The sequence below is a fragment of the Streptomyces thermoalcalitolerans genome (assembly GCF_039525155.1).
Classification (GTDB): Bacteria; Actinomycetota; Actinomycetes; order Streptomycetales; family Streptomycetaceae; genus Streptomyces; species Streptomyces thermovulgaris.
Window position 1 is genome coordinate 1 of record NZ_BAAAHG010000029.1, and the last position, 12,001, is coordinate 12,001.

The following is a 12,001-nucleotide window of genomic DNA, read 5'->3' on the forward strand; positions in this document are numbered from 1 at the left end:
GCCCCGGGCGGCGCGCAGCGGGCACGGCCCGGCCCGCGCGCTCCCCGAGGAGCGGCGTCCCGTGCGCCGGGCCGCTCCTCGCGCCGCCCGGGACGCCGCTCACACCCGTTCCACCAGCATCGCCACGCCCTGCCCCACGCCCACGCACAGCGTGGCCAGGCCCCGGCGGGCGTTCTCGCGCTCCAGACGGCCCAGCAGCGTGAGCAGGATGCGGGCCCCCGAACAGCCCAGCGGATGGCCGAGCGCGATGGCGCCGCCGTCGGCGTTGACCCGGTCCTCGTCGAGCTTGAGCCGGCGGATGACGGCCAGGGCCTGCGCGGCGAAGGCCTCGTTGAGCTCGACGGCGTCCAGATCGGCGGTCTGCCATCCGGCGCGGGCCAGCGCCTTCTCCGTGGCGGGAACCGGCCCCAGGCCCATGAGGTTGGGCTGCACCCCGGCCGAGGCGGACGTCACGACCCGGGCGCGGGGGGTGAGCCCGTACCGCTTCACGGCCGCCGCGCTCGCCACCACCAGGGCCGCGGCCCCGTCGGACAGCGGCGAGGAGGAGCCCGCGGTGACGATGCCGTCCTCACGGAAGACGGTGCGCAGCCTGCCCAGCTTCTCCAGGGTCGTCGACGGACGCGGCCCCTCGTCGCGCTCCACGAGGCCGTCCCTCACCGGGACCGGCACGATCTCGCGGTCGAAGTGCCCGGCCTCCTGCGCGGCGACGGCACGCCGGTGGCTGCGCAGCGCGAAGGCGTCGGAGTCGGCGCGGGTGATGCCGTCGAGCGCGGCGACCTCCTCGGCCGTCTCACCCATCGACAGGGTCACCTTCACCTCCCGGGGGTCCGCCCCGGCGGGCACCGCGCGGTCGGCGGCGGCGAACCGCGGGTTGGTGAAACGCCAGCCCAGGGAGGTGTCGTGCACCTGGCCCGGCCGGGCCCAGGGGGTGCCCGGCTTCTCCATGACCCACGGGGCCCGGGTCATGGACTCCACGCCGCCCGCGACGACCAGATCGGCCTCCCCGGACCGGATCGCCTGGGCCGCCGAGGCCACCGCGGTCAGGCCCGAGGCGCACAGCCGGTTGACCGTGTAGCCGGGCACCGTGTGCGGAAGCCCCGCGAGCAGCACGGCCATGCGCGCCACATTGCGGTTGTCCTCGCCGGCCTGGTTCGCCGCGCCCAGAACGACCTCGTCCACGGCCTCGGCCGGGACCGCGGCGCGGCGCACGGCCTCGCCGACCACCAGGGCGGCCAGGTCGTCGGGGCGCACCGAGGCCAGGGCGCCGCCGTAGCGGCCCTGCGGGGTGCGGGCCCCGTCGATGAGAAAGACCTCGTCAGACATGGGTGTCCTTCCGTCATGGGGACTCTGGACGACAGGTGACGCGAACGGCTCGCCCAGGTGATCCCGGAAGGCCGCCTCGCCGGGCTTCGCGGCACATCTCTTGACAGGCGGCGGGGATGCTTGATTCCTTGACCACCGAAGCTAACCGAATGTTCGGTTGGCATACAAGGCGGTGGGAACGTGGAGCAGGGCACTGGCGTGGATCCGGATCCGGTGGAGACGATGTTCGCCGCGGACCGGGCCTCCCGGTCCCTGGGCATCGAACTGGTGCGGCACGGCGAGGGAACCGCGGTGCTGCGGATGACCGTGACACCGAGGATGGTCAACGGACACGGGATCGCCCACGGCGGTTACCTCTTTCTGCTCGCCGACACCGCCTTCGCCTGCGCCTGCAACAGCCATGGGCCGGTGACCGTCGCGGCCGCGGCCGACATCGACTTCATCGCCCCGGCCTACGAGGGCGACGTCCTGGAGGCGACGGCCCGTGAACGCACCCGGTACGGCCGCAACGGGATCTACGACGTGAGCGTCCGGCGCATCGGCGCCGGCCCGCGCGCGGCGCGGTCCGCCGAGGGGCACGGCGGACCGCGGGAGGGGGAGATGATCGCGGAGTTCCGCGGGCGCAGCCGCAGCATACGAGGCACGAGGACAAGGGAGTCGCGATGAGCAGCGGACCGACGGCCCCGGCGGACCGGGGGCCCCGGCTGGGACGGCCGATCCCGGACGAACTGCTGGACAACGGCGAGCGCATGACCCGTGAGCAGCTCCGCGAGCTGCAGCTCGACCGCCTCCGCGCGACCCTGCGGCACGCCTACGACAACGTCGAGCAGTACCGCAAGAAGTTCGACGAGGCCGGAGTGCGGCCCGAGGACTGCCGCAGCCTCGAGGACCTGGCCCGGTTCCCCTTCACCACCAAGGACGATCTGCGCGGCACCTACCCCTGCGGCATGTTCGCCGTCCCTCTGTCCGAGGTCCGGCGCATCCACGCCTCCAGCGGCACCACCGGCCTGCCCACCGTCGTCGGCTACACCGAGAACGACCTGTCGGTATGGGCCGACGTCGTCGCCCGCTCCATCCGCGCCGCCGGCGGCCGGCCGGGCCACAAGGTTCACGTCTCCTACGGCTACGGCCTGTTCACCGGCGGCCTCGGCGCGCACTACGGTGCCGAACGGGCCGGATGCACCGTGATCCCCGCCTCGGGCGGCATGACCGCGCGTCAGGTGCAGCTCATCCGGGACCTCCGGCCCGAGATCATCATGGTCACGCCCTCCTACATGCTGACCCTGCTCGACGAGTTCGAGCGGCAGGGCGTCGATCCGCGCACCAGCTCCCTGAGGATCGGCATCTTCGGTGCCGAACCCTGGACGGAGGCCATGCGCCGCGAGATCGAGGAGCGCATGGACATCCACGCCGTGGACATCTACGGCCTGTCCGAGGTCATGGGCCCGGGCGTGGCGCAGGAGTGCGTGGAGACCAAGGACGGCCTGCACGTCTGGGAGGACCACTTCTACCCCGAGATCGTCGACCCGGTCACCGGCGAGGTCCTGCCCGAGGGCGAGAGCGGCGAACTGGTCCTCACCTCGCTGACCAAGGAGGCCCTGCCGGTCATCCGCTACCGCACGCGTGACCTCACCCGTCTGCTGCCCGGCACCGCACGGCCCGCCTTCCGCCGCATCGAGAAGATCACCGGCCGCAGCGACGACATGATCATCCTGCGGGGGGTGAACGTCTTCCCCAGCCAGATCGAGGAAGTGGTCCTGCGGGTGCCGGACGTCGCCCCGCACTTCCAGATCCAGCTGACCCGGCGCGGCCGCATGGACCACATGACGGTCCGTGTCGAGGCCCGCCACGGCGCCACCCCGCAGCAGCGCGAGGCGGCCGCCGCGGCGATCGCCAAGGCCGTGAAGGACTCGGTGGGCGTCAGCGTCGAGGCCCGCGTGGTCGACCCGGAGACCCTGGAACGCTCCGTGGGCAAGATCCGCCGGGTCAAGGACCTGCGCGAGAAGTGACGGACGCTCCCGGTGCCCGGCGCACCGCCCGCCCCGGGCACCGGACCGCGTCCGACGGCGGCACCGGGCACGAGCACCGCCCGGCCGGCGGTCCGGTGGCGGACGGCGCCGGACCACCCGCCGGGAGGCGGCGGTCAGGGATCCTCCCGGCCGGCGGCGGCCGCGTCCAGGCGTTCGCGTTGCGGGACGACGACATGGGCGGGGTCCTTCGTGGAGGCGACACCCGCCGTGAAGACGGCGAAGCGCTGCAGGGCACTTCCGGCGAGCAGGGCCAGCCCGGCCGCGAGCGCCCCCGCCAGCGTCAGGCCCTCCGCGGCCCGGCGCAGCCGCCCGGCACGGCCGGTGGTGTACGCCGTGGGCACCAGGCCGGGCCGTCGCTCGATCAGCCGGGCCGCGACGACCTCCGCCACCGTGCCGATCACGGCGAGCCGGCGGGCGGGAGACGCCTCGGCCGGCGGCGCCGCCAGCATGCCGAGCCCGGAGGCGCTCGCGGCCGCCGACCCGGTGAACAGGAAGGGCAGCTGCCGGTGGGCGTCGTGCCAGGCCGGCACGGCCGTCTGGGAGAGCAGCACGGCCGTGTACGCCGCCAGCGGCGGGGCGAGAGCGGCCGCGGACAGACCGGCCGGCCGGGCCATCCGCCACAGCAGCCGGCCGGGCGGCCTCGCCCGCATCGGGGCGGCCAGCAGCTCGGCCACGGCGGCCAGGGCACTGCCCGGCCCGTAGGCCACGAGGATCCAGGTGCCGACGGACATCGGCGAGCTCGGTTTGGCGACCCGCAGCATGTGGTGGAACCGCTCGGGCCGGCCGAGGTCCGCGATCAGCAGTCCGGTGCTGGCCGCGAGTGCGCCGAGGCCGCCCAGGCGGCCCGCCCGGCGCAGGGCGGGCCGCCCCGTGAGATCGGCACCGGCGGCGAGCAGGGCGGAGCCGGCCGACAGCCCGCCGGTGAACAGATAGGCCGGGATCTCCCACCGCCACACCGGGGGCTTCAGCACCGGCCGGCCGTAGTAGGAACGGAACGCGGGGCGCGGCTCGGCGGACCGCTCGCCGTGTGCCCCTCGGGCACCCGGGCCGGACGCGCGCGCGGGGACCTCGCCGGCTCCGGCGTCGCCGTGCGGTCCGCGCGGGATGCCGTCGCCCTCGCGCATCACCGGCCTCCCTTCCAGAAGACGGCGGCGGACGCGGCCAGCAGGGCCGAGGCGGCCACCGCCGCGTGCTTCCACATGGACGCGAGATCCCGCGTGGGCACGACGGGATCCGGGGGCAGCCCGTACACCTCCGGGTCGTCCAGCAGCAGGAAGAAGGCGCCGTCACCGCCCACGCCGTCGTCGGGATCGCGGCCGTACAGCCGCGCCTCGCCCACACCCGCCTCGTGCAGGTCCGCCAGCCGCCGGTCGGCCCGCTCCCGCAGCTCGTCGAGCGGGCCGAACTGGATGGAGTCCGTGGGGCAGGCCTTGGCGCAGGCGGGCTCCAGCCCTCCGCGCAGCCGGTCGTAGCACAGGGTGCACTTCCACGCGCGGCCGTCGTCGGGCCGCCGGTCGATGACCCCGTAGGGGCAGCCGGAGACGCAGTAGCCGCAGCCGTTGCAGATGTCGGGCTGCACCACGACCGAGCCGAACTCGGTGCGGAACAGCGCCCCGGTGGGGCAGACGTCGAGACATCCCGCATGGGTGCAGTGCTTGCACACGTCGGAGGACATCAGCCAGCGGAACTCGGTGCGGGTCCCGGCACCGCCCTGGGCGCCGGGCAGGCCGAAGGAGGGGAGACCGAGATCGACCGGACCGGCGCCCGGCGCGCCGCCGGACGGTCCGGAGCCGCCCGGGGCATCGGCCGGCGCCCCGGCCGCGGCCTCGGTGGCGGAGGGTCCGGTGGGCAGGCCGGACAGCCCCGCGTCCTGCCGGCCCAGCGGGCGCTGCTGTTCCACGAAGGCGACGTGCCGCCAGGAGTTCGCGCCGAGCATCCCGGTGTTGTCGAACGACATGCCCAGCAGGTCGAGGCCGGTCTCCGGGACGTCGTTCCACTCCTTGCACGCCACCTCGCACGCCTTGCAGCCGATGCACACGGAGGTGTCGGTGAAGAAGCCCACCCGGGGCGGCGGGTCGGGGTGGCCGGCGTCCGCGGCGGGGTCGGCGAGAGGCCCGTACAGGCTGTTGGCGTCCGTCATGGGGATTCCTCCGGGCCGTCCGTCTCCAGATGGTGCGGCGGGGGGTCGCCGTCCGTGGTCATGATGCGGGTGCCGGTGGCCGCGGTGATCCCGGCCCGGCGGCGGTACCCCTCCACGTACTCCAGCAGAGCGGGGCCCCTCGGCCGGCGTCCGGGACGGATGTCGCAGGTCAGCACCTTGCTCTCCTGGATGAACACATTGGGGTCGGCCACCACGCCGATCAGGTCGTTGACCACGTCGCCGCTGCTGAGTCCGGCGGGTCCCCAGTGGTACGGCATCCAGACCTGGTGCACGATCCGGTCCTCGACCCGCAGGGGCGCCAGCCGGTCGGTGACCACGACCCGGGCGTCCACCGCGGTCCGGCTGGTGATCACATGGGCCCAGTCCAGATGGCGCAGACCGCGCTCCCCGGCCAGTTCGGGCGACACCTCCACGAACAGCTCCGGCTGGAGCTCCGCCAGGTACGGCAGCTGACGGCTCATGCCGCCCGCGGTGTGGTGCTCGGTGAGCCGCGCCGTCGTGAACACGAACGGGAACACCTCGCCGTGCGCCTCGGGCGGGGCGGGGTTGGACGGGTTGTCGGGGCGTCCGTACACCTTGCGCACCGGGTTGCCCTGCTGGCCGTAGAGCAGGTTGCGCGCGGGCGACTCGTGCGGCTCGTAGTGGGTGGGCAGCGGGCCGTCCGCCAGCCCGGTCGGGGCGAACAGCCACGCCTTGCCGTCCGCCATCATGATGAACGCGTCGTCACCGGCGAGGGCCTCGGGCCCCGAGGCGCCCTCGGGAGGCCGGTGGCCGGGCGGTTTGGTCCGCTCGAAGTCCGGGATGTCGTGCCCGGTCCACTCGCCGCGCTCCTCGTCCCACCACACCAGGGCCTTGCGCGCGCTCCAGGGCCGCCCCTGCGGATCGGCCGAGGCACGGTTGTAGAGCACACGCCGGTTCAGCGGCCAGGTCCAGCCCCACTCCGCCTCGTACGGTCCCTGCTCGGATCCGGGTTTGCGGCGCCGGGCCTGGTTGACCTCGCCGGCGTAGACCCCGCTGTAGATCCAGCAGCCGCAGGCGGTGGTGCCGTCGGCCCGCAGGTCGAGATAGCTGTCGACCGTGCGTCCGGTGCGCAGGTCGATGCCGTTGATGTGGCGCAGCACATCGGCCGCGGACGGCTCGTCGCCCTCGGTCCGGTAGTCCCAGGCGAGGTCGAGGACGGGACGGTCGCGCTCGTCGGCCGAACCGGCCAGCTTCTCCTTGAGGAGCAGGCCGAGACGGTGGAAGAACCACAGCTCCGAACGCTGGTCGCCGGCCGGCTCGACGGCCTGGTCCCGCCACTGGAGCATCCGCTGGGTCTGGGTGAAGGTGCCGGACTTCTCCACGTGCGAGGCGGCGGGGAAGAAGAAGACCTCCGTGCGGCAGCGCTCGGGGACGATCTCCCCGGTCTCGATCTCGGGGGCGTCCTTCCAGAACGTGGCGCTCTCGATCATGGTGAGGTCGCGCACGACCAGCCAGTCGAGGTTGGCCATGGCCAGGCGCTGCAGCCGGCCGTGGGCCGAGCCCACCGCCGGGTTCTGACCGAGCAGGAAGTAGCCGAAGACCTTCCCGTCGATCATGTCCATGGTGGTGCGGTAGGTGCCGTGGTCGCCGTCGATCCGCGGCAGGTAGTCGAAGCAGTAGTCGTTCTCCGCCGTCGCCGCCTCGCCCCAGTACTCCTTGAGCAGCGACACCATGTAGGCGTCCGCGTTGCCCCAGAACCCCTTCTGGCCGGGGCGGCGCACGGTGTCCAGGTAGGCGGCCAGGTTCTCGTGCGTGACGTCCGGCATCGGCAGATAGCCGGGCAGCAGGTTGAACAGGGTCGGGATGTCCGTGGACCCCTGGATGCTGGCGTGCCCGCGCAGTGCGAACACCCCGCCGCCGGGACGGCCGATGTTGCCCAGCAGAAGCTGGATGATCGATCCCGCCCGGATGTACTGGGCCCCGACCGAGTGCTGGGTCCAGCCCACGCTGTACACCAGCGCCGTGGTGCGCTCCCGGCCGGAGTTCTCGGTCCAGGCGCGGCACACCTGAAGGAACCGGTCCCGCGGCACGCCGCAGATCCGCTCCACCATCTCGGGCGTGTAGCGGGAGAAGTGCCGCTTGAGCACCTGGAACACACAGCGGGGGTGCTCCAGCGCCGGATCGCTCGGGATGGGGCCCACGGCGCCCTCGACGGACGGACCGCGGGCGCCGTGCTGGTAGGCGGCGGACTGTTCCTTGTTCCGGTCGCCCGTGGCCCCGGCCGTCTCGATGCTCTCGTACGCCCAGCTGGAGGGGTCGTAGGAGGCGGTCCTGGGGTCGTACCCGCTGAACAGGCCGTCCAGGTCCTCGGTGTCCCGGTAGCGCTCGCTCACCAGGAACGGGGCGTTGGTGTACGCCTGTACGTACTCCCGGAACTCCAGACCGTGGGACAGGATGTAATTGATCACGCCGCCGAGGAAGGCGATGTCGGTGCCCGTCCGCAGGGTGACGTGCAGGTCGGCCAGCGCGCTGGTGCGGGTGAACCGCGGGTCGATGTGGATCACCTTCGCGCCGCGGGCCTTGGCCTCCATCACCCACTGGAACCCGACCGGATGGGCCTCGGCCATGTTCGAGCCCATGATGACGATGCAGTCGGAGTTCTGCAGGTCCTGCTGGTAGTCGGTCGCACCGCCGCGTCCGAAGGAGGTTCCCAGACCGGGAACGGTGGCGGAGTGTCAAATACGCGCCTGGTTCTCGATCTGGATCGCTCCGAGCGCGGTGAACAGCTTCTTGATCAGGTAGTTCTCCTCGTTGTCCAGCGTGGCGCCGCCCAGGCCGGCGAACCCCAGGGTGCGGCGCAGCGGGCGGCCGGACGCGTCGGTGTCCTGCCAGCCCCGGCGCCGTGCGTCCAGCACCCGGTCGGCCACCATGTCCATGGCCGTGTCGAGGTCCAGCTCCTGCCAGGCCGTGCCGTACGGGGGCCGGTACAGCACCTTCCGCTCACGCTGGGGGCCGGTGACGAGCTGCTTGCTGGCCGACCCCTTGGGGCACAGGCGGCCCCGGGAGATCGGGCTGTCCGGGTTGCCCTCGATCTGGACGACCCGCTCGTCCTTCACATAGACGCGCTGGGAGCAGCCCACCGCGCAGTACGGGCAGACGGAGGTCACCACGCGGTCCGCGGCGTCCGTGCGGGGGGCGAGCCCCGCCGAGCGCCGGGACTCGGCCGCCTTGCCGCGTCCCAGCCGGTCCGTTCCCGTGATCTGCCGGTACACCGGCCACGCGCCGATCCACCGTTTCAGGCCCATGAGCCTGCTCCTTCTTCGGGGCGTCCACCGGTTTCGACGCTAACGCGGGGACGGGCTGGCGCAAGTCGGCGGTGCGGGCACGGGCCCCGGGGGGATCCGGGCGCGGGGAACCCCGGGTGCGAACCCCGGCCACGGCGTCTGTCGCACCCGTCGGCGCGGGGAGCCGGGTGGTAGCGTCACCGACACCGGTGCCGGAGGTGTGCGTCCGCCGGGAGCCGACCGTCGAAGGGGCCGGAGCGCGGTGACCGAGATGATCCTGCGGGCCGCGGCCGGAAGCCGCGGTCACCGCCCGGGCCGGGCCGCCCGTGCGCCGCGCAGCCGCTCCGTCGCCCCCATCGGCCCGGTGCCGCCGCGGATCACGAACCCCCCTTTTCCCCTCTTCTTCCCCTCACCCGCAGGGGAGGCCGCCTTCCCCCTCACCCGTACGGGAAGCCGTCGAGCGCGCCCCGCACGCCCGCGCCCGGCCGCTCGCCGGCCGCGACGCCGCCACCCGCACGGCCCTCGTCCCGGACCATCGTCCCCCGCGGCAGAAGCTCGGAGGAACCCGTGATCGCAGTCGTCGGAAGCCTCAACCTGGACCTCGTCACCCCCGTTCCCCGGCACCCGGTGCCGGGCGAGACCGTGCTCGGCGGGGACATCGCCGAGCACCCCGGCGGCAAGGGGGCCAACCAGGCGGTCGCCGCGGCCCGGCTCGGCGGGCAGGTCGCCCTGATCGGCCGGGTCGGCGAGGACGACGCGGCCGGCGTGATGGCCGCGGCGGTGCGTGCCGAGGGCGTGGACACCACGCACCTGGTCCGTACCCCGGGGGTGCCCACCGGACGTGCGCTGATCGCCGTCGACCCGTCGGGCGAGAACTCCATCATCGTCAGTCCCGGCGCCAACTCCCGCCTCACCGCGGCCGACTGCCGAAGGGCGGGCGAGGTGCTGAGCCTGGCCCGGGTCACCGTCCTCCAGCAGGAGGTCCCCGACGAGGCCAACCACGCCGCCGCCGAGCTGGCCGGGGGCGTCGTCGTGCACAACCCGGCCCCCGCCGTCACCGGTGCCGTCCCGCCCCGCCGTGTCGATGTACTGGTGCCCAACCGCACCGAACTGGCGGCCCTCGCCGGCACCCCGGTGCCGAGGACGATCGACGAGGTCGCCGCCGCCGCGGTCAAGCTGAGAGGCGCGGACGCGGTCGTCGTCACCCTCGGCGGAGACGGGGTGCTGCTCCTGGAGGGCACCGCGCGACTGCACGTCCCCGCCTTCGCGGTCGAGCCGGTGGACACCACGGCGGCCGGTGACTGCTTCTGCGGCGCGCTCGCCGTCGCACTGGCCGAGGGCCGCACCCTGGAGCAGGCCGCCCGCTGGGCCTGCGCCGCGGCGGCACTCAGCACCACCCGCGCCGGCGCCCAGCCGTCGCTGCCCCGCCGCGACGAGGTGGAGAAGCTCCTCCGCCGCTGAGGCCCCGGCCGAAGCCCCCTTCACAGCAGACAAGCGGACAAGCAGGCAGGCGAAGAGACGGACGAACGGAACACGCGGGCAGGCGGACGAGCCGGCAAGCGGGCGAGCGGGCGACAAAGGGCAGTGGCAAGGAGGTTGCCTCTCCTTGCCGCTGCCCACGCGCAGCGCACCCAAGGGCTTGCGCCCCGGCACCGGGGCGCCCGCATGAGGGGTGCCTACCAGGCCACCGGCAGTTCCAGGGGGAACCGCCTGATCGTCTTCGTGTCCCACCGCACTTCCTCCGGCGGCACCGCGAGCCGCAGCCCGGGGAAACGCTCCACGAGCCGCCCGATGGCCACTTCGAGCTCCGCCATGGCCAGGGGCATCGCGATGCAGCGGTGCCCGCCCCAGCCGAACGTCATGTGGGGGCGGTTCGGCCGGTCGGGGGCGATGGTGTGCGGATCCGGGTAGCGCCGCGGGTCACGGTTGGCGGTCAGATACGACACATGGACGTAGTCGCCCGCCCGGATCCGCACGCCGTCCAGCTCCACGTCCTCGAGAGCCACCCGCGGGATTCCCACTCCCTTGCGGAACGGGATGTAGCGGAGCAGCTCGTGCAGGACGTCGGTCAGCGTCTCGGGCCGGCTCCTGAGGCGCTCCATCAGCTCGGGACGGGTCAGGAGCAGGTACACGATGTCGCTGATCTCGCAGGTCGCCGTGTCCTGGCCGCTGAGCGCCAGGGTGAGCGCCATGACCGCCAGTTCCCTGTCGTCGAGCTGTTCCTCGCCGTCCCGTGCCGCGGCCATCGCGCTGATGAGATCCACGCCGGGTGAGTTCCGGCGCTGTTCGACGAGCTTGGCGAAGTAGGCCGTCAGATCGGCCTTGGCGCTCGCGGAGGCCTCCTTGTTGTCCGCGCCCACGACGAGCAGCTGGCGCACGGATTCCTGGAGGCGGGGCCATTCCTTCCGCTCGACGCCGAGGAGGTCCAGCACGGTGTGCTGGGGAAGCGGGTCGGACAGGTGCTGGACCAGATCCACCGGCGGCCCCTTTCTCTCCATCTCGTCCAGCAGCTGGTCCGCGAGCCGGACGATCCGGGGCCGCATGCTCTCGACCTGCTGCGGGGTGAAGGCCTGCGAGGCCAGATGACGGACACGGGTGCTGTGCGGCGGGTCCATCACATTGATCGATTCGGGTGACACGATGGGCTCGGGCGTCATCCGGGGATAGTCGTGGCCGATGATGCCCGCCCGGCTGAACCGGTGGTCGGTGGTCACCTGCTTGACGGCGTCGAAGCCGGTGACCAGCCAGGCGTCGGCCTCGCCGTAGCGAAGCCGGATCTTCACGGGGGACTCACGGCTCATCAGATCCGCGAGCACAGGGTCGAACTCCAGGGCGTCGCTGAAGTCGAACGGGCATCTGACCGCCTCATTCTCACCGGTCATCAGTGGGCTCCTTGGGACGTGTGGGCAGGGGGCGGCAGGGGGTGGTGTCCGGTGCGCGGCTCCAGGACGCGGTGGATCGAGAACGGATCCCGTGCTGTCGTCGATCAGCCATGTCCAGTGCCTCCTGGCGCGATGGAATCACGGAAGGGCGCACGGACCCGTGATCTGCTCCGCCACTTGGGCTAATGGATCCCCCGGTGCCCACGCCGTCGTACGCCCGCCGTCCTTCGCCCCGGAGGGCCTTTGTGCCTCCGTCCGGTGACATGCGCCTTCGCCCGGCCGGCGTGATGCTGGAGCAAGGCCCCGGCGCGCCGGCCGGAGCGAGGTTCCGGCGTGTGCTGGAGCGAGGCTGCAGTGAGA

Annotated in this window: 8 protein-coding genes; 3 read left to right on the top strand and 5 right to left on the bottom strand. The window is 73.1% G+C overall.

Features of this window, described 5'->3' with window-relative positions:
* Positions 1–99: 99 nt before the first annotated feature.
* The gene (locus tag ABD224_RS17305; protein ID WP_344050711.1) at positions 100–1,323 is read right to left on the bottom strand and encodes a thiolase family protein; all 1,224 of its coding nucleotides are present in this window, start codon (positions 1,321–1,323) and stop codon (positions 100–102) included.
* A gap of 222 nt (positions 1,324–1,545) precedes the next feature.
* Here ABD224_RS17305 and paaI point away from each other — a divergent pair, with 222 nt between their 5' ends.
* Complete coding sequence (paaI, locus tag ABD224_RS17310) at positions 1,546–1,989, top strand: hydroxyphenylacetyl-CoA thioesterase PaaI (RefSeq protein ID WP_344050830.1); 444 nt, start codon at positions 1,546–1,548, stop codon at positions 1,987–1,989.
* A complete protein-coding gene (paaK, locus tag ABD224_RS17315; protein WP_344050713.1) occupies positions 1,986–3,332 on the top strand; it encodes a phenylacetate--CoA ligase PaaK in 1,347 nt (448 codons plus the stop codon). The genes paaI and paaK overlap by 4 nt, the downstream gene beginning before the upstream one ends.
* A 134-nt stretch (positions 3,333–3,466) precedes the next feature.
* Here paaK and nrfD read toward each other — a convergent pair whose 3' ends face one another.
* From nrfD to fdh, 3 genes are read right to left on the bottom strand one after another with little or no spacing between them, the layout of a single operon-like run.
* Positions 3,467–4,477, bottom strand: a complete 1,011-nt coding sequence (nrfD, locus tag ABD224_RS17320; RefSeq protein WP_344050715.1) for an NrfD/PsrC family molybdoenzyme membrane anchor subunit — start codon at positions 4,475–4,477, stop codon at positions 3,467–3,469.
* Positions 4,477–5,493 (bottom strand): 4Fe-4S dicluster domain-containing protein, encoded by a 1,017-nt coding sequence (locus ABD224_RS17325; RefSeq protein WP_344050718.1) that lies wholly within the window; start codon positions 5,491–5,493, stop codon positions 4,477–4,479. Before ABD224_RS17325 ends, nrfD begins: the two co-directional genes overlap by 1 nt.
* Positions 5,490–8,780 carry a formate dehydrogenase gene (gene fdh, locus ABD224_RS17330; protein ID WP_344050720.1) on the bottom strand — a complete coding sequence of 1,097 codons (3,291 nt, stop codon included), beginning with the start codon at positions 8,778–8,780 and terminating at the stop codon, positions 5,490–5,492. Before fdh ends, ABD224_RS17325 begins: the two co-directional genes overlap by 4 nt.
* Positions 8,781–9,326: 546 nt before the next feature.
* Here fdh and rbsK point away from each other — a divergent pair.
* Entirely contained in the window at positions 9,327–10,220 is an 894-nt protein-coding gene (gene rbsK, locus ABD224_RS17335; RefSeq protein ID WP_344050722.1) for a ribokinase, read from the top strand.
* A 215-nt stretch (positions 10,221–10,435) separates the two neighbouring features.
* On the opposite strand, the gene ABD224_RS17340 is transcribed toward rbsK, so the two are convergent.
* Entirely contained in the window at positions 10,436–11,641 is a 1,206-nt protein-coding gene (locus ABD224_RS17340; protein WP_344050724.1) for a cytochrome P450, read from the bottom strand.
* Positions 11,642–12,001 lie beyond the last annotated feature (360 nt).